Source organism: Paenibacillus sp. V4I3 (assembly GCF_030817215.1).
Classification (GTDB): domain Bacteria; phylum Bacillota; class Bacilli; order Paenibacillales; family NBRC-103111; genus Paenibacillus_E.
This window is the reverse complement of record NZ_JAUSZA010000001.1, coordinates 3,932,145-3,955,084: the sequence shown is the minus strand read 5'-3', so window position 1 is coordinate 3,955,084 and position 22,940 is coordinate 3,932,145. Positions and strand designations below refer to the sequence as shown.

Genomic DNA, 22,940 nt, shown 5'->3' with positions numbered 1-22,940 from the left:
TTTTGCCATTTGTTTCTCAAATGTAATTTGGGTAGCTCGAAGACCTATTCTCCGGGACCATATTCCAAACCTACTCCTATACCGGCTTTCACCTAACCCGGCTCTCTGTTTATAGGCATCCGTTTGTACTTATCCGTTCATCGAAACCATATTTACAACTTAAGGCAAATATATCGAAAATATAAGCTGCCTGTCAAGCAGACTGATCATTATGAGATAAATTTTCCGCTCGTGCCGGCACAAGATCAACACCACCCGGATGAAAAGGATGGCATTTACAAATCCGTTTCACCGACAGCCAAGATCCCTTCAATGCACCGTGAACTTCAATTGCTTCTAATGCATATTGCGAACAAGTGGGATAGAATCGGCAAGTAGGTGGCTTCAAAGGAGAAATAAACTTCCGATAGAAATAAATAGGTACTTGTAAAGTCTTTTTCAACCGAGTCTCTCTCCCTACTCCATTGTATTCAAAACATGCTGCTCATCCATCATGCCTGAAATAAAGGACCGAGTCAATTCAAGCCCTTTATGGCTAAGCAGAGAGTTGAAAACACTTAAGAAAAGTAGGATATAAATAGACCGATACAAAAGTCATGATCCATTTATTAAACGTAAAGCCCGATCGATTCTTATTATGTAAATATCTTTCGTGATCCTTAGGTAAAATACTCCGTATCATCAATTTGGAATTAAGTCTATTTATTTTAAGTCTATTCTCCTTAGCAGGACAACAAAACCCATTTGACCAGCGCATTTTCATTAAGAAATTCTCACATTCCTCTTCTGTTAGAAACGTATGAGATTGCACATCGGTAAATTGCAGTTCCATATCCTCACCCTCGCTTCAAATATCAACGTAACGGTAGTGAACTGTTGAGTAGGATGGAAGGATGGTTCGAGTGTTGTTAGAGTAGTTCTATATATTATGGAGGAATTACTTTAGTTTGATTTATCCCGTCCTCACTCATTGTAGATACCACAGAATCAAACTACTAATATAAATAGAAATTTCACGACCTTAGCCATTTCAAGGCGATTTTACTAACATTGGTTACGTCTATGGAGAGATCGATGCTACGTTTGTTGCAATAGTTAAATTACACATAAAATGAAAACAACCTTTGTCTCGAGACTGAGGTTGTTTTCCAAAAACTTATAAAAGAATATGTTCAACTTATTGATAGAATGAGAACACCTTTTGCAGAAAGTGTAACGGTATTGGTTACTGGTTGACCTACTATTAAATCCGTTCCCTTTAAGATTCCTAAATCTACGTTCACGGATTGATCATTGTGATTCAGGATAAATAGATATGTTCCACTCTCATTGGTTCTTTGTGAAATCTCAACACCTGGAACTGGGGGAATTGGGGCAGTTATTCCTTTTTCTTTGCATAAATTAGCTAGAAATCCCTGCAAAAAGGATGACTCAGGACTAGTGGCTACATACCATGCTTGACCTGTCCCGAATTTATTTACGGTTAGTGCTGGCATTCCTTGATAGAAATCGCTGCCATAGACCGCTTTTATCTCGGCTCCTTCTGAATGGATTAAGTCACACAGAAGTCCACATTGATACTCACCGCTGAGTGATCCCCATTGTTCTTTTAGCACGATTTGGTTGCTTTGATCAGGGAAAAGTGCATCGATTTCTTCTGCCCATATTCCGAGCACCTCGCGCAATTCACCAGGGTAGCCGCCAAGTGAGACGATATCGTTCTCATTTACTATTCCGCTAAAGAATGTCGTCAGGAAGATTCCTCCTGAACGGACGAAGTCCTCCACCCGCTTTGCGTAACCTTTCTTCACCATGTAAAGCACGGGTGCAATAACGATGTCATAGTCTGATAGATCTGTGTCTGTGCCTATTAGATCGGCTTGAATATTTTGCTGAAATAGAGCGTCATAATATTTGTGGACTTCATCCACATATTTGAGTGCAACGGTCGGTCCACTGGACAGCTCGACGGCCCAGCGATTCTCCCAATCGAAAACGATCGCGACCCGAGCATTGATTCTAGTGTCCAGCAGACTGTCTGAGAGTTTTTGCAATTCAGACCCTAGCTCTGCGCATTCGCGGAACACTCGTGTGTGTTCATGTCCAACGTGCTCGATGACGGCTCCGTGATATTTCTCACAAGCTCCTACTGATCGGCGCAGCTGGAAAAACATCACGGTATCGGCTCCATGAGCCACAGCCTGGTAGCTCCAAAGCTTCATAACACCGGGGCGTTTTAGTGAATTGTAGGGCTGCCAATTTTGCTGGCTTGGCGTTTGTTCCATAAGCATGAATGGCTGTCCTTGCTTCAAGCCGCGCATAAGGTCATGGGTCATGGCCGTCAGACTAATAGGTGTATTTAGGGAAGGGTAATTATCCCAAGAGACAACATCTAAATGCTTAGCCCATTTGAAATAATCTAATTCTTTATAAAGTCCCATTAAATTCGTTGTTACGGGAAGGTCAGGTGTATGTTTTTTGATGGCGTTATATTCTAGTTTGTAACAGTCAAGCAAACTATCCGACATAAAACGGCGGTAATCGAGCGAGATTCCTTGGAAGTTTGTATTGTCCACTCCCCATTCTTCGGAAAGGGCATTTGGTGGAACAATTTCTGCCCATTCATAGAAGGTATGACCCCAGAAACCCGTATTCCAAACTTTATTCAAGGTTTCGAGTGTTGTATAACGTTCCTGGAGCCAATTTCGGAAGCCGTCCGCACAATGGTCGCAGTAACAATATCCTCCGTATTCATTAGAAACATGCCAGATTAGTACGGCTGGGTTATCCTTGTAGTGTTCAGCAAGCTTTTCTGCGATCCGCTCTGAATATTTTCGGTAAGTTGGGCTGTTTGGACAAGAATTATGTCGTCCTCCAAATTTACGTTTACGCCCCTCGAAATCAACTCGCAATACATCCGGATATTTACGTGCCATCCATGCAGGATGAGCACCTGTACTTGTTGCTAGACATACGTAGGTGCCATTCTCATAAAGACGGTCGATAATTTCATCCAGCCATGCAAAGTCGTAGGTATCTTCATTCGGCTGTGAGAGCGCCCACGAAAAAACATTTATGGTCGCAACATCAATCCCTGAAAGTTTAAACATCCGTAGATCTTCATTCATTATCTCTTTGTCCCATTGTTCTGGGTTGTAGTCTCCACCATACCAAATTTTGGGAAGTTTCTTGTTTATCAAGTTATGCACCTCTTTTTATTTTGATTATTCATATAAGAATAAGTACATTGTATTGGATTATTATGAGGCTTAAAATATAATATTCTTACACCCTTATATAATAAAATGGAACAGGATCGTGAAAAATGCATAAAAGATATGAATTAATGCCTTCAACGGCGCAACCGTTTCCATTATTTATTGAAAGCATTGGTCACCATGAGGATCAAGAAAAGTTATTAAGACCTGAGGGGTTTCCTAGTTACCATTGGCTGCAAACTTATTCAGGTGAAGGGGAATTCACTATGGAAGGGAAAAAATTCCGCTTATCAAAAGGTTCAGGGGTATTGCTGCTTCCAGGTGTACCTCATTCTTATTGGGCTGTAACTGAACAATGGTGCACGCAATATGTCACATTCGGAGGGACCTGTGCAGCTGCCATGCTTCGTTCCTTTGATTTAATGGAGTCTGCAATTTTTCGTTGGGATGAGGAAGGTCCGCTGCAAGGGGAAATAGGACGAATTTTAGCCAATATGGATGCAGCCCTCGAATATTCGGGGTATGAAGCCTCAGCGGATTTATATCACTTTCTAATTCAGCTAAAGAAGCATGGACAAATCAATAACCGCGCCTCTATTCGCAATCAAATGGTCCAGCTGCAACCATTATTGATTTGGCTTGAAAGTCACTACCATAACCCTGATATCGGACTTGAAGAAATGGCTCGTATCCTAGAGATTACACCTAGACACATGAATACACTGTTTCAGCATGCATTTGGGCTATCCCCTTATTCCTATTTAATTATGATGCGTCTTCGCAAATCCAAAGAGATGCTATTGAAACAGCAGCATCAGACCGTCAAGGATGTGGCTGAGCAAGTAGGGTTCCGAGATACAAGCCACTTTGTCGCGAGTTTTCGCAAGCATGTCGGACTCACACCTGAGCGGTTTAGGCAAATGAATTAGTGTGCTATAATAAAAATAGTTACTATTCATTCATTAAAGGAGTCTATTCTATGATTATTGAAATATTTCAAGATATTGTTTGTCCATGGTGCCGAATTGGTAAAAAGAATTTAACTGACGCATTAGCCAATTTTACATCGGAGCCTGTTGAAATCCACTATCGTGCGTACCAACTAGACCCTTCAACACCTCCAGAGGGATCACCTTTCCGTGATGTTATGCTCCAAAAGGTCCGGGCAGATGAAGCCAAGCTTAGCGGCATGCTGCAGCAGGTTACAAAGGCTGGTGAAGCGTCCGGTTTATATTTCGATTTCTCCAAAGTTGAGAAGATGCCAAATACATTAAAGGCGCATCAGCTCATCGCTATCGCACCGGAAGATCATAAAAAAGATCTTGTTGACGGTTTATTTAAAGCTTACTTTGAAGATGGAAAAGATATTGGGAATGTGGATGTTTTGCTTGATTTTGCTGAAAAACTCGGCATGAATCGGGAACAAACCTCCACTCGTTTAAATGTAAAGGAAGGGTTAGAGCAGGTCGAGGAGGATCTTGATTTTGCCAGACAAGCTGGAGTTTCGGGAGTTCCCTTTTTCGTAATCAATCGTAAATATGCACTTACTGGCGCTCAGCCTTCGGCCACTTTCCTGCAAGCCCTGCAGCAAATCAGTGAGGAGCAAACGGAAGAAGAAGCTTAAAACAAACAAAAACCGACTCTCTCATAATTGAGAAGTAGTCGGTTTTTTATTTTATACACGAAAGGATTAAGCTGTGTGTAGCTTCTTCCCAAATATTTGCTTGTAAAATAAAGCACTAATAATCACTACTGCGGCAAAAATAAGGAGAAGATTGCTATACGGTACAGCTTTTATCGTACTCAAAACCGGATTCTTGTAAAAATCCATCATGCCGCCATCTAACAGTTTGGCAACAAGTGCCGTTCCTACTGCGCCTGAGATAAACGAAATGAGGTTGAACAAGCCCATCCCTACACCCGTCTCATGCACTTCCAGCGTCAAGGAAACACGGTTAGCTAAAGCCGTCTGAATAAAGGAAAAACCAACATAGGTGGGAAGCAATGCAGCTGAAATGAGCCAAGGGGAATGACCTACCGTGAGGGCAATAGCCGCGAGACTTACAAACAAAAGCCCCATTCCAATGTATACAACGAAGTTATTTCCCTTCTTGTCTGCTAAATTACCGCCTATTGTTCCGAACACAACAGCGCAAATGGCACCAGGGAACAGAATGAGACCGATCATACTCGTACTCAAGTCATTTACTGTCGCCAGCATCAAAGGAATAACAAACATAATACCCATCACTGTACAGAAAATGAGAAAACCAACGATCAAACCGCCACGAAGCAGCTTGTTACGGAACAAGGCAGGCTCGATAAAAGGCTCTTTAGCTCGGCGAATATGAGCAACGAACCAAATAAATAAGACCACACTCGCGGCCAAATAGTACCAATGAGGGAATGATAAATATACCGTGATACCCGCCACGGAAAAAGCAACGAGGACCGCACCAAGAATGTCGACACTGCCTTCTTTGCGCTTCTCCTCAGGTAATATCTGTCTGAAGAAAGGAATTGAAATCAGTGTAAATAGTGGAATGATAAATAGATATGTCCAATGCAAGGTTGATGAGACAAATCCGCCAACAACGGGGCCTACTGCAATAGCAAATGATACGGTAGATGTTAAAATTCCGAATATTTTCCCCCGATCCGAAGGTGAAAAGTATCGAGCCACCACGACCATGATTAATGCCGGAATAGCTGATGCGCCTGCACCTTGAACCGCGCGGGCAAAAATAACGGCTGGATACCAAGCTTGAAGAAGAAAGCCCAGAGCAGAACCTACACTATAAATAACGATTCCTGCAACAATTAGCTTTTTCAAGCTGAAAATATCGGATAAGCGGCCATAAATAACCGAGCCTATCCCAAAGAAAATAATAAATGTGGTGAGTACCCAACTCACACCTGTCGGGGTAATCGCGTATTGCTTGGCGATCGCTGGCGTGGAAACGTTAAAAACGGTTTCGTTCAACACAGCGAAAAAAATAAGAAAAATAATCCATGGCACAGCCTTCTTGGCATCTATAACCTTCTCTTGTGTCATGTCTGTTGCTGTAGCAACATGCTGCATGGTTCCACCTCCATTTTCTATGTCTCCAGCCATTTTATCATAAGAGTTTCTTATATTGACTGGAAAAAACAATTACAATCAACTAACTGTAATATTTTTCATAACAATTAACTGTAATGATAAATGTTATAGTTATGGCTGTCAAGGGCTATCTTTCATCTTTTTCGAAAATATAAGATAATGGACGAATGGAACTGGCTCATATAGAACAGGAGTTCAACGAATGACTAATTTACGTCAAATACTTAAGCATGTACCCTCTCGCATTTTGATTATTGTATTACCTTTTCTACTGATGGGCATGGTTGAATACTTAGAAAGAGGCTCCTATGATGAACTTCATAAATGGGTCGTGTCTCACCCACTTTCCATGGTTCTTGCCTACTTTGTTGTTGGTACTATGTATTTGTTCCTTATTGCATTAACAGGTCGGAGCCGCTTACCCTTTTGGATGCTTTGTTCGATTTTGCTTCCTCTAGGAGCAATTAGCGGCAGTAAATTAAAAGCCATTGGAGCGCCTTATTATCCATGGGACCTTGTATTTAATAATCAAATTGTTGAGTACAAAGCATTTTTGCAAGGGTATCTGAATTTTAGAATAATGGGTACCGTTGTGATCTTCCTCGTGATAATTGCTTTATTATTTCATTTGGTTTTCCTGCATCGACGTATCCAATTAACTTGGATTGAACGTAGTATTTATGCTGTTATTGCCATCATCATGGCAACCAGTCTTTATACGGACAAGCCGATTCCTTTCATGAATTTATATGGCATTTATACGGTGCCTTGGGATCAAACGATCACCTACGACGAGAATGGATACTTGTATTCCTCTGTACAAATGTTAGGTTTTCTAAAGGTCGCAAAACCGGATGGTTATAACAAAAAAGCCGTTACCTCCATTCTGGAACAACTCCCAGAGAAAAAAGCGGTAAATGACAAAAAGCCAAACATCATTGTGGTGCTTGGAGAAGCTTTTTGGGATCCTACGATTATGAAAAATATCTCGTTTAGTCGAGATCCTATTCCGAATTTACATCAGCTGCAAAAAACATTCACCAGCGGTTGGATGTTATCTCCACAATTCGGAGGCAGCACTGCAAATGTTGAATTTGAAGTCTTATCAAGTAATTCCATGCGATTCTTTGGGAAATCACCTGATAAAATATTACCTTACATCGAGTATATGAATCATGGTGTTGACTCTTTAGCCAGTATAACGACAAGGCAGGGTTATACCGCTACTTCCATTAATCCATTCTTTAGTTATTTTTTCGACAGCAGAAAGGTGTATAAGCATTTTGGATTTTCACGGTTCATCGCCAGTGAGTTTTTCCCAAATGATTTTGAAGGACCGAACTATGCGGACCGAGCTGTTGTAAAAAAGATTATTGAGGAAACGGAGAAAAGCGACGGGCCTGATTTCATTTTCGCGAACACAATGGAGAATCATCATCCCTTCAAACCAGGGAAATTCATCAAAAACACGATTGAAGTAAAAGGAGATATTACACCTGAATCCAAAGGTATTTTGGAGACATACGCCCAGGGTATCTCGGGTACTGACAAAGCGCTTCAGTCCCTAGTGGACTATTACTCAAGAAAGTCAGAGCCAACGATCATTCTCTTTTTTGGAGATCATTTACCTTTTTTCGAGGAAAATTATAAGGTTTATCGCGATGCTAAATATGTCCTTCCTGATGATCCAGATTTGTACACGAAGACACATTACACGCCTTTCTTAATTTGGAACAATTTCCTGCCTGCGGATCAAGAGAAGAAGGATCTAAAGATCAGCCCATCCTTTCTAGGTCCCAAGGTTCTTCAAATGGCTGGTGTTCAGGGCAGTTACTACACAGACTATCTCTACCAATTGTCGCAAAAAATTCCTGTTATTCCGCCAAATGAGATGTGGGACAAGTATCAAATCAAGGAAAGTGATCTTACCGACTATATGAAGCTTCAATACGACAACTTATTCGGAGGCCGATATGGCTATGAAGCTAAAGGCTTTAAAAACTCGATTGTACAACCAGGCTACACCTTGGGTTACGGCGATCCCGTTATAACAAAGGTGAGTCAAAGTGAAAACAAACTCCAGGTTGTTGGTAAGCCCTTTTATTCCTCCTGCAATGTATATATTGACGGAGTAGTGTTTAAATCCAATTTCGATGGTGAAGATACGCTTTATGTTGATCTGTCAGAGAACCCACCTTTGGAGGCTGGAAAACCTCACCAAGTCGAAGTACGTATTTATGATGATAAAAAGATGAAGATCGGCCAATCCAATTTTTATCCGCTCCAATAGTCATGACTCTAGCCCCCCTCGAATAGGATGAAGCATATCCTGTAGCCGAGGGGGGGGGGCATGCACCCACGTATACCACCTGCTCATGTTCATTTCTTTAAAATTATAACATCAGAAGATTTAAACCATCATCACTTATTGCGACTATATACGTTTAGTGTAAACGGTACGGCTTATGACAATCACGTGCATCAATACCAAGGCATTTCCGGCATCCGATATGGCCATTATCATGCCTATTATGGTACGACAGGGCCTCCCATAGCACTTCAGGATGGAACTCATTTTCATTTACTAGATGGCACCGTCGAACTGAATGCTTATAACACCTCACGAGGGGGAGCACTGGTTAAATCTAAGCAAATAGAAGGTCTTATCCAGGAGCTGCACCGGCACAGTTATGCTGGTTATTCATCTGTTGGTCTTAGCTATGAGTCTTGGTGAGTACTCATGGGACGGAAAAGAAAAAGAGTCAAGTTAGAAGGCTGATATGCCTTTCCTTGACTCTTTTTTGGGTGTTACTGCAATGGTTCAATATGGATTGACCACTTGAATTTGAATGATTCTCCCGCAGCTAAGCCTTGGGCACCTGAAATTTCTGGCGAAAAGGGCTCGTTGAACACGTTCATGATACTTGTATAAGGTTCAAGCGACACAGCTTCCGCCCATGGCGCTGTGAAAAGCACGTGAATGGGAAACTTGTCTCCCATGTCGTACACGAGCTTAGTCCCCCGAGCTTCATACTGAAGCTCGCAGGTTTGCGGCCCCGGCTCGATGCTGAGCATCTGCGAGCCGCCTGGGTAATTCGGCAGCTCCGTGACGAGCGTGCCATGCTGCAGCGCCGCAGTGAGCGGCGAAGACGCGGGCTCCGCCGCCGCGTAACCATCCGCGCTGAGCGGCCACTCCGCCGCCGCGGGGATCACGACCCGTACGCGGTTGGCTTCGCCCTTCGCGAACGCGAAGTACGGGTGAAAGCCAAGAGATAGCGGCATCGTTTCACCGCTGCGGTTGGCGATTTCACCGCTGAGTGACAGCGTACCGTCCTTCAGACGGTACGTGAAGCGAAAGCATGCGGCGTGTGGATAATACGCCAGCATGTCCGGATGCTCCGCGAAGTCGAACTCCGCGGAGACATAGGCCCCGCCGGCGGCATCCGCGCCGCTGGCAATGACCTTCCACGGCCGCTCGCGCAGCTCGCCGTGGGCGTGGTCCGGCTCCCGATTCGCGGGGAGCCTGTACTCGCGGCCTCCGAATGAGAAGGCCGCGAGCTTGACGCGCCCCGGCGGGAACAGAATGGGCACGCCGTAGCGCGAAGACTTGACGCGAAGCTCAGCCAAGCTGGCTGGCTTCGCGATGTAGGCATGGTTCCGCACATCGAAGCGGAACAGATGCAATCCGACAGCCGGGATGATTTCGGCCTCAGCCTGTGCATGATGGTCGACTAGGCGAAGGGTCGACTCCCCGTCCCACTCGCTGTTGATAATCTCGTACTGACTCATGATAATCCTCCTTTGTGTTTTGCAGTTCTTGTTTTCTTAAGCATTACTTAATTCATTTGCAATTGCCTAGCACATCTTTGATAGTATGTAGATATCATAACAATTCCAAGTACAAGGATTATGCTAGTGACCAAGCTGCCTTCAGCCCCAAAACCCGCCCCTGAAACAAGCGAAGTTCCCTGTATCTCGGTCTTAATGAGCGACGGCATCGGTGTACCGGATACTTCGAATCCGAGGATACAGCCTTGAAAAAAATTCCAAGACAAGTGCATTCCTATCGGCATCCATAAACCGCCCGAGTACTCTCGACATAAGGCGAACAATAGGCCTGCAAGCAGTAAATTCATGATTGGAAGCGGCGAACTCCACATACCTGGATTAAATGTATGCAAAAAAGCAAATACAACAGTCGAAACCGTTATGCCAGATAGGGTACCGAACCTTTCCTTCACCAGTCCTTGTAAATAGCCGCGTGCGAATAATTCTTCATTAACAGCAACCCCTACGAAGAGTAAAAACCCCCACGTCAGTTCGAGCCCGAGCGTTCCAGTCCATTGAAACGATACGATCTTAATCCCACCCAGCAGCCATATCCCTGCACTGCTGATCGTAATAAGTAATGCGCCTGCAGTGAAGCCTTCTCCGAATCTTCTGCCAAGCAGGTGAGTATGAAGTCCAAGTGTCCAGCCTTTACGTCTTTCGAAAATAGCATATGAAAGAACAACACCGCTAATAAAACCGATAATTTGCGCCCATAAAGCTGCTTTTATAAAGAATGGATCCCCAGCAACTCCTGCCATACTAATATCATGAGCAGGATGCCTCAGAATCGCTACAACCGCGGCTACGATCGATAATAACACGGTAATCACAACAATGAAAACGAGGGTTAATAGTACTTTACCCACAATCGTTAGAATGGATAAGGACTTTCGCTTCTTTACCTCAATAAGGTTCCACTCCCTTCTAAACCACTTATTCGAGAATAATCGCCTATTTCCTGCCAACTTACGAAGGAAAGGATGCTCTTGTGCAAATGTTGGCTCCATGCCACAATAGAAGAAACATCTGATTCATTTGACGGAGGAAACATGCTTTTCGTTCTATTTGCACTCTGGATCATCGCGTTGGGGCTTGTCATGGTAGATCCACGATCCAGTACAATGCGCTGGATGAGCGCTATTGCTTTTACCGGTGGCTTCGGCGCCCTTGCTGCCGTTTTGTCTGAAACCTTTATCCCCTATATCCAGCAAACAGTACCCAACCCATCCATTAGTGCTCTACTTTATCGCGTCATGGGCATCAGCTCACTAATATCTTACTATGGCTTGCCGTATTCATTTGCCATGCTTTCTTTGAGATATAACGCGTCCTGGCAGAAACCGGCTATTCAAACGTGGCTGCCAATAGGACTACTCATTCCTCCAATTGCCTGCATCCTTTTCACAGCCAGTTATACGGAGGAAATGCCCATTGACTTTCCCATCGTAGCCTCCTGGGTTATTCCTTATATTTTCATAGGTGCTGTACTTATTGTAATCAAAACAGAACGGCTTCCGGCTATGAAGCGGACTCATTTGTTCACCTGCTTAGCCCTCCTTCCGCCTATCCTTTGTGTAGGCATACTTAATTACGTTATGCCAAGCTTCGGTTTTTACCGTATGTGGGTCTATCACGTATGGATCCTTGCTTTCGTTGTGCCTTTTTTCGTGTTTACCTTTTTCAAATATGGTTTTCTCGGAATGCGTCTGCTCATCGAACGTCGCAAGCTGGACTCGACGCTCCGCGCCATCACATCGGGAACCGCGATTTTAAACCATTCGATTAAGAATGATGTCGGGAAAATGCGTTTGTTCCTCGAGAAAATGAAACAACATGCCGAGGAAACGAATCAACCGGAACTTATGCAGGACATCGATGTCGTTATGGGGGCTTCCATGCATATCCGTGACATGATTAGCCGAGTACATGAACAAACACAGGAGCTCCCTCTTCGGGTATCTTCAATCGATGTAGCGGAGCTTATTAAGGAAGTCCTTCTTCCTCTTGGACCTTACCTAAGTATAATTCAGGTGAATCAAAGCACCCCTGAGAACTTAATTCTTCAATTAGATCCCATGCAAATTGCTGAAACGTTAACGAATGTACTCATGAATGCGGTAGAAGCCATGCCCAAAGGCGGCGAACTTACAATTAAAGCATTTCATGCTAAAAAGAACATTATTTTGGAAATAAGAGATAACGGAATAGGCATGGAGAAATCCGTGCTGAAGCAAGTATTAGAACCGTTTTATACGACCAAAAGCGGCAGTCATAGCAACTTTGGACTTGGGCTCGCTTATTGCTACAGTGTAATGAAGAAACATGGGGGGGCCTTGGAATTAAGCAGTGCGCCAGGGAAAGGCACGAGTGTGTTTCTAACATTCCCCGGCAACCGACTAAAGAAATAAAGGGGGATTCCTACTTGGAACCAATTCGTATTTTGATTGTTGAGGATGACCTTGATTGGCTTCGCGGCCTTAAAGCCTATTTGAATCGACAGATAGATTTGATTGTCGTGGGCACCGTATCAACCGCAGAAGAAGCAAGGGAACTATTTGCTAATTCGGAACCAGGAGCCGATGTCGTTCTTATGGATATCATGCTGCAAGATGAGCCCGCAGGCATTGGACTTGCTGAACAAGCGCTCTTATCTTGGGGAGTTAAAGTGATTATGCTTACCTCGATGGAGGAGAAGGATTTCATCTTCCGTTCCTTTCAAGCCGGTGCTATTGACTACCAGATTAAATCCAGATTCGAAGAGCTTCCCACCATTATTCGAGCCGTACATGCACGCCAATCTTCGATTAACGCGGCAGTAGCTGAACAGATGAGAGAGGAATTCCGCAGGCTCAAACGGTTAGAGCACCAATTCAAAGTTAAAGAAGTCAGCGATCTAATCACGCCTACAGAGCTTCAGGTACTAGAGATGATTGATCAAGGACATACGCAAACGGAAATTGCAAACCGCTTTTTCATCTCCTTACGAACGGTCAAAATTCATGTGGGGCATATCTTGAAGAAACTAGGTAGTCCGAGCAGCAAGGATGCCGCACAGAAAATCAGAGACTTGGGTTTGTTTGAACGAGGAAATACAACGGGGGGAGACGGCAAAGGGGACTAATGGATGTCCCGCTTCTTGAAACGTCCTCCCTTGACATCGTGGATATTGCCAACTGCGAGAAACGCTGCAGGATCGAGCTCATCCACGATGGATTTCAACTTCGCTTCCTCCAGCCGCGTAATTACACAGAAGATGACCTTCTTGTTATCTCCCGTGAAGCCGCCTTCCCCTTCCAGATAAGTGACACCGCGCCCTAAGCGGTCCAGAATAGCTTCACCAATTTGTCTGAAGCTATCACTGATGATCCACACGGACTTCGACTCATCAAACCCTTCAATGGTCACATCAATCATTTTATAAGCAATAAAATAAGCGATTAGCGAATACATCGCACGATCCCAACTGTATACAAACCCTGCGCTGCCTAGAATGAATAGGTTGAAAAACATCACAATCTCGCCTACGGAGAACGGTATCTTTTTTGAAACGAGAATCGCAACAATTTCTGTACCATCGAGTGATCCCCCGAAACGAATAACCATTCCTACCCCAATACCGAGAATAATGCCGCCGAAGACAGCTGCAAGCAAAGGATCATTGGTTAGCTCTTTCACGGGGTGCAGCAGATACGTTCCTGTGGACATGACTAGAATTGAGAAAAGTGTTGATAATGCAAACGTTTTTCCTATTAATTTATATCCGATAAACAGGAATGGAAGATTTAATAAGGTCAAAAATATCCCGACTTGAATATTGGTTAGATAAGATAATATGATTGATATTCCCGTGATGCCCCCGTCAATAATTTTGTTGGGGACTAAGAAAATCTCCAATCCAATTGACATAAGTACTGCACCTAAAAATAAAAACACGCTGCGTCGAAGTAAAGCTTTCTTGGTCATTCTTCGATGCTGCATTTGCATTGTCGCTTTTTTCACATATTGAATTTGTTCCTCTGACATGCAATCCCCTCCATTTCTCTATCTTCTATACATACATTTCTCGACAAAACCATCTTTTTCCTGCCAAATAAGCCTTTCCCTTGATACTTTATTATAAAAAATGTTAGATATTATACCATCGAATATTACCGTCAGCCGTGGTATAATGATGGCTGTTGTCATTTACAATTTCTTAATTTGAAAGTCATAGGAGACATATATGAACCAGCACATTAATCGCTTATTGCTTCTAACCCGGCAACGATTGCCACTATTATTAATTGCCCTAATTCCTGTATTGATCATGGAAATTTTGAGCCGCGGGCATTATATAGAAATGATTACTTGGAGTTACAAGCATCTGCTTGAACTGCTATTCAATGAATGGATCGTCTTCAGCTTGTTATTGTTATTCATCGCCATGATTGGTCGAACTAGAATTGCCTATTGGGTCATTTCAGGTATTCTTCTTACCTTGGCCCTAATAAGTGGCGTTAAGTTAAAAATATTAGGTGTTCCTTTGACACCCTGGGATATCGTCTTGGCCGGCGAAGCGTCGGATATGGTGAAATATATCTCGAATATTCTTAGCTTCAAAATTTTGATAATCCTTCTTCTTTTCCTCGCGGCCAGTTATTTTCTGTTATACCGCACGACCTTATTCTCGAAAAAGGTTGCACTAAAAGAACGTGGAATTCTTGCTCTCATCGCGATCGCTATGTTGTCTGCGGTTTACACGGATCTGCCTCTTCCGATTCAGAAATGGTGCGGTATCAAAGCATCCGTATGGAACCAAGTTGAGAATACCAAAACAAACGGCTACGCATTAGCAACGTTTCTGAATACCAAGTCGATGTTTACCGATAAACGTGAAGGTTACGATGATAAAGCAGTTGAAGCTATTGTTAGTAATTCACCTAAGCCGATTAAAGCTGGGGATCCAAACAACCCTGTAAAACCAAACGTTATTGTCGTGTTAAGTGAGGCTTTCTGGGATCCAACCGTTATCAAAGGTGTGGAATTCAGCCGTGACCCGATTCCATTCTTCCATAAGCTGCAGCAGACGGGGACAAGCGGTACGATGCTTTCACCGCAGTATGGCGGGGGTACAGCCAATGTCGAGTTTGAGGTTTTGACAGGTAACTCCATGCGTTTCCTACCGCAAGGGTCTATCGCCTACAATCAATTCCTAACGAATGAAGTAGATTCTTTGGCAAGTATTTATGCCAGACAAGGTTACACCTCAACGGCGGTTAGTCCATTCTACAACTGGTATTTCAACAGTAATAAAATATATAAATACTTTGGCTTCTCCAAGTATATTCCAATCGAATACTTTAAGCCTAACTATTCTGGTCCTTATATCGCAGACAGCGAAGTTGCTGCCAATATTATTCATGCGACAGACCAAAGCGATGGACCCGATTTCGTATTTGCCAATACGATGGAAAACCATTTCCACTTTTTCCCTGGTAAGTTCCCAAAAAACACAATCGATGTTACTGGCAATATGTCACCTTCTTCTCAAGGTATGCTTGAAACGCTTGCCCAAGGCATCAGTGCCTCAGATAAGATGTTAAAGGAATTAGTCGAGTATTATGAGAAAAAGGGTGAACCAACGATTATCGCTTTCTGGGGAGACCACTTACCAGCCCTGGGCGATGATTATGCCACTTACATTGACACTAAGTATATTAGCGGTAAAGACGATCCCGATTTCCTGAAAAAGATGTACAGCGTTCCGCTCGTCGTTTGGAACAATTTTGACCAAGGGCGCAAAGATACATTAAATATTAGCCCTTCTTTCTTAGGCCCTTATCTCATTGAATTATCCAAACAGCAAGGCAGCTATTATACCGATTATTTAAGTCAACTCTCGAAAAAGATCCCTGTCATACCACCGAAGGATCATTATGAGGCAATGCATATTAACGAGCAGGACCTTAAGGATTACGAGACTTTGCAGTATGATATCATTTTCGGCGATCGGCATGCTTACAAGGATTATAAAGTTCCCATTATAGATGCCAAGTATATGCTCGGATTTGGACCGATCCAGCTTGATAAAGTCGAATCTGACACGCAGGATCTATCTGGACGCTCAAGTGTAACCCTAACGGTGAGAGGAAGCAATATCCCCGCCCTTGGCTATGTTACCTTAAATGGCAAAGCCGTTCCAAGCACGTGGCAAGATGAACATACACTGACAGCCAAGGTCGAAGGCCATTTACTCAAAGCTGGAATCTGGGACATTCAAGTATATGTGAAAGATTCAAAGGAAACCGTCGTTGGTAAATCAAACACATTGCCTATCGAAATAGGCGGGCGTTAAGTTAGGTTGGATGCCAAGACCCCATTTCTCTAATTTGAGAAAAAGGGGTCTTTTCTTAGGGATGAAAAGAAAAAAGCTCAATCCACGAATGGATGAGCTTTTCTTTTCTCGTATGACCTCGATTACAGGGAGATAATTTTTCCTGTTGCTTCGGATTCGAAGGCCGCAAGGATAACTTGCAAAGAACGAAGCCCCTCTTCGCCGGAAATACGCGGCTTTTTGCCTTCCAGTATACTAGTAATGAACTCGTCAATGACACCGCTATGTGTTTGTTTCTCGTTCGTTGCGATTTGTCCAACTTTATATCGTTCAACCGTACCATCACGAAGCTCAACGATGACTTGGTCATTCGGATCGGTATCAATTTTGATAACACCATTCTCGCACCATAACACGGTTGAGTTGTCTTGACCTTTATAATAAGTCCAGCTAGCGACTAGTGAGCCAGTCGCGCCGCTTTTCATGCGCAGTAAGCAAGTCGCGTTATCATCAACATCTGTACCTTCTTTATGCAGGGTACCGACGAAAGCAGCTACTTGTGCAACCTCATCTGCAAGCAACCAACGAATTAAATCTGACTTGTGTACGCCAAGATCGCCCATCGCGCCCATTGTTGCTTCTTCTTTGCGGAAGAACCAGCTTTCGCGTCCGTCCACGCTCCACCCTTCCGGACCTGGATGTCCGAAAGATGTGCGGAATGTCAGCACTTTACCCAATTTGCCGGAATTCAAAATTTCTTTAGCTTTGACATGTGGAGGCATCAGGCGTTGGTTGTGACCAACCATCAAAAACACACCATTTTTCTTTGCCGCTTCAATCATTGCCTCTGCTTCTTCTGCCGTTGAAGCCATTGGCTTCTCAACCAATACGTGAGCGCCTGCATTTGCAGCGGCAATGGATACTTCAGCATGGAGAAAGTTCGGCGTGCATACACTAACTGCGTCCACTTTCTCCTGCTTCAACATTTCGGTATAACTGCTGTATGCTTTGCCTCCGTGCAGCTGCGCGAAGTGCTCAGCTCTCTCTAGAACAGGATCGACGAAAGCAACAAGTTCAACATTCGAGTTCCAAGCATATTCTGGGATGTGTCTATGTTTAGCTATAGAACCGCAACCTACTACGGCCACTTTAATTTTGCTCATTTTATAATGCTCCTTTTTATTGTTAGTTATGAACATTCGTATAATGCTCTTTTACCCAGTTCAAGCTGTTCTCAACACTTGTAAGTGGTGGCTTCTGGCAGTGATCCTGCTCCACAACAAGCCATTCCACGCCTGCTTGCTCAGCAGCTTTAATCACTTTTTCCAAAGGAACATCGCCTAGGCCCAGCTCTAGTGTTACTAATTTACCTTCTGCATCTTTCGTGAAATCTTTGAAATGAAGCAGCGGTAAACGACCTGCATATTTTGCTATGTAGGCAAGTGGATCCTGACCAGCGAATTGAACCCAACAAACGTCCATCTCTACGTTAATTGCATCTTCGCCTGTTTTGGCAAACATGGCATCAAAGACGAACTCGTCATTCACTTTATAATGAAATTCGAAATCATGATTGTGATAAAGGAATTGCAAACCTTGCTTATTCGTTTCTACGGCAATCGCTTGACACTCAGCAATCAGTGCTTTCCATTGATCCGCTGACTCGCGTTCTTCAGCACCAACATACGGGCAAATAGCGTACTTAGCGCCGATAGTTTTTAGGTAGTCAAGTTCTCCCTGCAAATCTTTACGAAATCTCTCTAAACTCACGTGACTGCCGAATGCTTTCAAACCAAGCTCATCCAACAGCTGTTTGAGCTCTGCAGCAGGCTTACCATAATACCCCGCAAATTCTACGCCTTCATATCCTAACTTCGCTACATGACGAAGTGTGCCTTCCATATCTTTCTCCATATCATCTCTTAATGTATACAATTGCAGACCAATTCCTAAACGTCCCATTTGTTCTCCTCTTTTCTCATCATCCATATTTTGATAAATCGAACACGATAGAATTAGTATAATGGATCATAGCCTTATATGACCATTCACGATATAATCAAGACATCTCCTATTTGGCTATGAAAGGTGAATACAATGGAAACTGAGGTCTTAACCTGCGGCTATTCTTTTCATATGGAACCGTTTAATGTGAGTACCAAATCAGGTCTCAATTCTTATCTTTTCCGTTTGCAAACAGAAGGCACTTCCGAGGTTCTAGTGGATGGTCATATGCAGCGAATGGAAGCTGGTCATTTACTCCTTTTTCAACCGGGAGAACCTTATGAACTTCATATCGACCATGAATTGGATCAACCTAACAATAAAATCGCCAGTGGCGACTATTACGTATTCTGTAAAGGTGCTTGGATCGATGCGTGGTGGACACGCAGCCACAAACAGACTTGTACGCGTATCGACTTAGATGCTCGCTTGATTTCGCTATGGCGGCAGCTTATTCTCGAGAAGCGAAGAATGGAAGAAGAAAATCAAGAGCTTAGCGGCTACTTACTGCAAGCACTTTGCCTATATGTAGAGCGTGCAGCAACAGAAACTGTCTCTTTACAAGGACGCCCATTTACCGGGACTCGAATGAAGAGGTTCATTGAAGCACAAGCTACTGCTACTTTTAAAGTTGATGATGTTGCCAACCATGTTGGACTTAGCGTTTCCCGCGCGGTTCATTTGTTCAAAGAATGCTTCGGTAAAACCATGATACAATATGCCCTAGAAGTGCGTCTATCCAGCGCTGTGGAACGCATGCATGATAGTTCAATGTCCTTGGAGCAAATCGCCCTAAGCTGCGGTTTCGGCAGCTATCCCTACTTTCACCGAGCATTTAAACAGAGATTTGGGACATCCCCCAAGCTTTTTCGACAAAACGCTCAGCAAAACTAATGAATGATCGAATTCACAAATATTTCAAGAAATGCTGTCTTAGAGTGAAACATTTCCTCTCTCTCATTCGTATAAGCATATGAGAAGTAAAAATACATAGAAATATATGGTTTTGTTTCAAAATTGTAAAACTATTTTAAGGTTAATTTAATAATATTCATATATGCTAGACCTATATCCAATTCCTAGGATGGTGAAAAATGATGAAAATGTTTATTACAATTCACAACAAACCCGTGCCAGTCTACTCAGATGAGAAAAATAAAAAGAAATTCAATTTATTGAAATCGGCTCTCGAAGCGAAAGTGACCAAAGGAAGAGCAACGATTAAGAAATGCTTGGACTCTATTATTAGTATTGAGATCGTAGGTTGTGAAGCGATTCTCCATTCCTTTAATGAGCGCGACTCCCTTGCATTATCCCTTTACTAAAAAAACGAGAAGTCCTTAGGACTTCTCGTTTTTTTAGTAATTATATTTTTGTCGGATGACGCCAAGATGATGCTGAGCATGACCGGCTATCACATAGGCAAGAGCGCGTGCAGAGATTACATTGGCATTTGCTATCCCTTTACGGGACCATGCTGCTTCTGAAATTGTTTTCAGCAGAGTAAATGTGGCTTCTCGTACAGCTTTAAAATCGTTTAACAAATCGTCCATCGACAGTTCGTCAAAGGAAGTATTTGTGATGAATAAATCCTGATCAAATCCTGGTAAATTCGTTGTATCTCCACGAGCAATACGCAGCATCCGATAACTCATAATCCGCTCCGTATCTGTCATATGCCCCAAGACTTCCTTCAAGCTCCACTTCCCAGGCTCATATCGATAAAGCCCTTGCTCATTACTAATCGACGAAAACAAAGCGATAACAGCGTCTAATTGGCTGTGTAAAAAGGATAGATAGTCGCTTTCCGGAACTTGATTAATATAACCAGTAAAAAATGGTGAGTATTCTTCACTACTAGGTCGCTGCAGCATATCGTATGAATCTCCCTTCGTGATATAAAATAGAAATTATGTATATCCTTATCATATCGTAAACATAAACAAATATGAACCCAGCTCAACTCTCAAATTAAAAAAAGCGCATTTGGTCTTAACGCTCTACTTTCATAGTTTCTTTCTGTGGTATCTACAAATGCTAGACTTCAACCCATTATAGTGTTCATTGGTTTCCAACCTCTTCTACTTTTTCAATTAAGCCATTCTGTGATATCTACAATTCTGCTTAAAAACAGGGGATAGTGATTAAGAGCTAAAGGGATAGTGTACAGAGTTAACTCCAAACTCAGACCTACTATGTATCTATCCATATTCCGTGAAACAAAAAAACACTGACCTTAATGAAGAAGTCAGTGTTTTTGAACTGTCTATAATGGCTTTTGATCGAGTAGCCAGATTTTACTTTGGAAGTCTCCATGGAGACCAGAGACTGGCAGTCCGGCATAGAGAAGATGATCGCCGGGGTACTCACCATCCAAGCCTGCGATTTGATAATCGAAGGATGGGTTGAGACCTTTGAGCCGCAGCGTTTTGAGAGGCGCATTGGGCTCGGCGAGCACACGGAAGTAAGCGACCATAGCTTGGGTCTTGTCTTCAGAAACGATCATCCACGCAGTTTCGTTACCTTCGAATGGACTGAGTAAGCGGTACATATCGCCGAATTGGACGAGCGGCCGGATATGTTTATAATCGGCTATTTGCTTTTTGACGATTTCTTTTTCCTCGTCGGTAAACCGGGTTAGGTCAAGTTCGTAACCAAAGTTGCCGGACATCGCAACATCGCCGCGCATTTCCAACGATGTCTCACGGTGAACTTGGTGATTAGGTACGGCGGATACATGTGCTCCCATGGTACTAACAGGATAAACGATGCTCGTCCCATACTGAATTTTCAAACGGGAGATCGCATCTGTGTTATCGCTTGTCCACGTTTGCGGCATATAATACAGCATACCTGGGTCAAACCGACCACCGCCACCGGAACAGCTCTCGAACAATATATGAGGGAACTCGGTTGTCAACGTTTCAAGAACGCGGTACAGCCCAAGAATGTAGCGATGAGCAGTTTCTCGTTGTCTTTCCGGAGGCAGCGCAGCAGAACCAATTTCGGTCATATTACGGTTCATGTCCCATTTCACGTAAGTGATCGGTGCGCTGCTTAGGATATCACTGATCATTTTCGTAATCGCTTCACATACATCTGAACGTGAAAAATCCAATATTAATTGCTGACGGCCTTCCGTACGTCTACGATTCGGTACATGTAGGCACCAGTCTGGGTGTTTTCGGTATAAGTCACTGTCTGGTGAAACCATTTCTGGTTCAAACCACAGTCCAAACTCAAGTCCCATCCCATTGACTCTGGAGACGAGGTCCTCTAGTCCACCAGGCAGCTTGGCTTTATCAACGACCCAGTCTCCCAAGGAGCTGTTATCGCTGTCTCTTTTGCCAAACCAGCCATCGTCAAGAACGAATAGCTCGATGCCTAGCTCTTTGCCGGCGCTGGCGATGCTCTCGATTTTATCCGCATTAAATTGAAAATAGGTTGCTTCCCAGTTATTCACGAGCACAGGTCTTGTCCGATCACGGAATTCACCGCGGCAAAGTCGGGTACGGTAAAGCTTGTGATAGGTTCTTGACATACCCCCTAGGCCAGCGTTTGAATAAACCATTACAGCTTCAGGCGTTTGAAAATGTTGTCCCGGCTCAAGCAACCAGCCAAAATCAAATGGATTAATACCCATGGATACACGTGCTGAACCATACGGCTCAACCTCTGCATGGGCAGCGAAATTGCCACTATAAACAAGGCTGAAACCATACACATCGCCATGATCTTCATTGGCGTCCTTGGAAAGCAACGCAATAAAAGGATTGTGCTGATGACTGCTCGATCCGCGACGACTTTCTACGGTTAATTTTCCTGGCGCTAAGGGTCTTCTCTCGATATGTCGTTCTCTAACCCAACTACCTGAAAGCTGAAGAAGATCAAACTCACTATGCTGATAATCAAGGCTCATACTAAGCGCTCGTAGCAGCTTTAGATCTCCCGGTCCTTCATTTACGAAACGTACCGATCTAGTCATCGCTGCATGCTGCTCAAATATCGTATAGGTAAGAATGACCCGAAGGCCAATGACAGAATCAACGAGTTCAAGCTCCAATGTTTCCGCTTCATCATCTTGCTCTACATAGGTCGCAGGAAGCCCCTCGAGCACCGGTTTTCCTTGGTAGATTCGATGCTTGTCATAGATGAGCTCAGAAATAGTAGATCCATCAGGAAGAGCAACTTGATAAGCTGGCTCCCGATAATCACTTGTACCGTATGCCGGATACTCCTGAGGCAATGTATCGAAAGAAATGCTGCGATCTTCTGGAACAGGATTTGGTGAAAACGAACATCTCTCCTGAAATTGTAGGATCGAAGCCAGTTGACCTGATCGGATGGGGCGTCCCCAATAAACATGGGCTGGGTAAGCGGAATTGATTAGTTGAATAACATAGCTCATTTGCATGTTTTGTAAATGGAATAGTCCTTGTGTTGGTTCAAATGTAATTCGCATGATATCCCT

General features: G+C 43.4%; 20 protein-coding genes. 9 read left to right on the top strand and 11 right to left on the bottom strand.

The genetic code is table 11. From position 1 onward, the window contains the following. Positions 1–193 precede the first annotated feature (193 nt). The 3 genes from yidD to QFZ77_RS17995 all read right to left on the bottom strand — a co-directional run bounded on the left by yidD (position 194) and on the right by QFZ77_RS17995 (position 3,200). Positions 194–442: a membrane protein insertion efficiency factor YidD gene (yidD, locus tag QFZ77_RS18000; protein WP_307441562.1), complete on the bottom strand. Its 249-nt coding sequence runs from the start codon at positions 440–442 to the stop codon at positions 194–196. 93 nt (positions 443–535) lie between these two features. Continuing rightward, positions 536–832 (bottom strand): transposase, encoded by a 297-nt coding sequence (locus QFZ77_RS37845; RefSeq protein ID WP_373462618.1) that lies wholly within the window; start codon positions 830–832, stop codon positions 536–538. 340 nt (positions 833–1,172) lie between these two features. Next, positions 1,173–3,200 carry a beta-galactosidase gene (locus QFZ77_RS17995; protein WP_307441561.1) on the bottom strand — a complete coding sequence of 676 codons (2,028 nt, stop codon included), beginning with the start codon at positions 3,198–3,200 and terminating at the stop codon, positions 1,173–1,175. A 125-nt stretch (positions 3,201–3,325) separates the two neighbouring features. Between QFZ77_RS17995 and QFZ77_RS17990 the strand changes: the two genes are divergently transcribed. Further along, positions 3,326–4,147 (top strand): AraC family transcriptional regulator, encoded by an 822-nt coding sequence (locus tag QFZ77_RS17990; RefSeq protein WP_307441560.1) that lies wholly within the window; start codon positions 3,326–3,328, stop codon positions 4,145–4,147. A 50-nt stretch (positions 4,148–4,197) separates the two neighbouring features. Then, entirely contained in the window at positions 4,198–4,842 is a 645-nt protein-coding gene (locus tag QFZ77_RS17985) for a DsbA family oxidoreductase (RefSeq protein WP_307441559.1), read from the top strand. Between the two features lie 66 nt (positions 4,843–4,908). Here the strand turns inward: QFZ77_RS17985 and QFZ77_RS17980 are convergent, their stop codons facing one another. Next, the gene (locus QFZ77_RS17980) at positions 4,909–6,300 is read right to left on the bottom strand and encodes an MFS transporter (protein WP_307441558.1); all 1,392 of its coding nucleotides are present in this window, start codon (positions 6,298–6,300) and stop codon (positions 4,909–4,911) included. Positions 6,301–6,523: 223 nt separating this feature from the next. Here QFZ77_RS17980 and QFZ77_RS17975 point away from each other — a divergent pair, with 223 nt between their 5' ends. Beyond that, positions 6,524–8,611 (top strand): LTA synthase family protein, encoded by a 2,088-nt coding sequence (locus QFZ77_RS17975; protein ID WP_307441556.1) that lies wholly within the window; start codon positions 6,524–6,526, stop codon positions 8,609–8,611. Positions 8,612–8,671: 60 nt separating this feature from the next. Beyond that, the gene (locus tag QFZ77_RS17970) at positions 8,672–9,055 is read left to right on the top strand and encodes a YmaF family protein (RefSeq protein ID WP_307441555.1); all 384 of its coding nucleotides are present in this window, start codon (positions 8,672–8,674) and stop codon (positions 9,053–9,055) included. Positions 9,056–9,129: 74 nt separating this feature from the next. Here the strand turns inward: QFZ77_RS17970 and QFZ77_RS17965 are convergent, their stop codons facing one another. Continuing rightward, entirely contained in the window at positions 9,130–10,110 is a 981-nt protein-coding gene (locus tag QFZ77_RS17965; RefSeq protein WP_307441553.1) for an aldose 1-epimerase, read from the bottom strand. A gap of 47 nt (positions 10,111–10,157) precedes the next feature. Then, on the bottom strand, positions 10,158–11,159 hold the full coding sequence (locus QFZ77_RS17960; RefSeq protein WP_307441551.1) for a CPBP family intramembrane glutamic endopeptidase: 1,002 nt from the start codon (positions 11,157–11,159) through the stop codon (positions 10,158–10,160). A gap of 42 nt (positions 11,160–11,201) precedes the next feature. Here QFZ77_RS17960 and QFZ77_RS17955 point away from each other — a divergent pair, with 42 nt between their 5' ends. Then, positions 11,202–12,560, top strand: a complete 1,359-nt coding sequence (locus QFZ77_RS17955) for a sensor histidine kinase (RefSeq protein ID WP_307441548.1) — start codon at positions 11,202–11,204, stop codon at positions 12,558–12,560. A 14-nt stretch (positions 12,561–12,574) separates the two neighbouring features. Continuing rightward, the gene (locus QFZ77_RS17950; RefSeq protein ID WP_307441546.1) at positions 12,575–13,273 is read left to right on the top strand and encodes a response regulator transcription factor; all 699 of its coding nucleotides are present in this window, start codon (positions 12,575–12,577) and stop codon (positions 13,271–13,273) included. On the opposite strand, the gene QFZ77_RS17945 is transcribed toward QFZ77_RS17950, so the two are convergent. Beyond that, on the bottom strand, positions 13,270–14,130 hold the full coding sequence (locus QFZ77_RS17945; protein ID WP_373462750.1) for a YitT family protein: 861 nt from the start codon (positions 14,128–14,130) through the stop codon (positions 13,270–13,272). The two genes, QFZ77_RS17950 and QFZ77_RS17945, sit on opposite strands and share 4 nt — an antisense overlap. Positions 14,131–14,374: 244 nt before the next feature. On the opposite strand from QFZ77_RS17945, the gene QFZ77_RS17940 reads away from it, so the two are divergent. Then, the gene (locus QFZ77_RS17940) at positions 14,375–16,486 is read left to right on the top strand and encodes an LTA synthase family protein (protein WP_307441544.1); all 2,112 of its coding nucleotides are present in this window, start codon (positions 14,375–14,377) and stop codon (positions 16,484–16,486) included. A 122-nt stretch (positions 16,487–16,608) separates the two neighbouring features. On the opposite strand, the gene QFZ77_RS17935 is transcribed toward QFZ77_RS17940, so the two are convergent. Beyond that, positions 16,609–17,628 carry a Gfo/Idh/MocA family protein gene (locus tag QFZ77_RS17935; RefSeq protein WP_261301246.1) on the bottom strand — a complete coding sequence of 340 codons (1,020 nt, stop codon included), beginning with the start codon at positions 17,626–17,628 and terminating at the stop codon, positions 16,609–16,611. 22 nt (positions 17,629–17,650) lie between these two features. Continuing rightward, a complete protein-coding gene (locus tag QFZ77_RS17930) occupies positions 17,651–18,427 on the bottom strand; it encodes a sugar phosphate isomerase/epimerase family protein (protein ID WP_307441540.1) in 777 nt (258 codons plus the stop codon). Between the two features lie 135 nt (positions 18,428–18,562). Here QFZ77_RS17930 and QFZ77_RS17925 point away from each other — a divergent pair, with 135 nt between their 5' ends. Together QFZ77_RS17925 and QFZ77_RS17920 are read left to right on the top strand one after the other, a co-directional pair. Further along, positions 18,563–19,363: a helix-turn-helix domain-containing protein gene (locus QFZ77_RS17925; RefSeq protein WP_307441538.1), complete on the top strand. Its 801-nt coding sequence runs from the start codon at positions 18,563–18,565 to the stop codon at positions 19,361–19,363. A 203-nt stretch (positions 19,364–19,566) separates the two neighbouring features. Continuing rightward, the gene (locus QFZ77_RS17920) at positions 19,567–19,794 is read left to right on the top strand and encodes a hypothetical protein (protein WP_029198041.1); all 228 of its coding nucleotides are present in this window, start codon (positions 19,567–19,569) and stop codon (positions 19,792–19,794) included. A 33-nt stretch (positions 19,795–19,827) separates the two neighbouring features. On the opposite strand, the gene QFZ77_RS17915 is transcribed toward QFZ77_RS17920, so the two are convergent. Together QFZ77_RS17915 and QFZ77_RS17910 are read right to left on the bottom strand one after the other, a co-directional pair. Continuing rightward, positions 19,828–20,343, bottom strand: coding sequence for a DinB family protein (locus tag QFZ77_RS17915; protein ID WP_307441537.1), 516 nt, complete (start codon positions 20,341–20,343; stop codon positions 19,828–19,830). A 392-nt stretch (positions 20,344–20,735) separates the two neighbouring features. Beyond that, entirely contained in the window at positions 20,736–22,931 is a 2,196-nt protein-coding gene (locus tag QFZ77_RS17910) for an alpha-galactosidase (protein ID WP_307441535.1), read from the bottom strand. Positions 22,932–22,940: the final 9 nt, after the last annotated feature.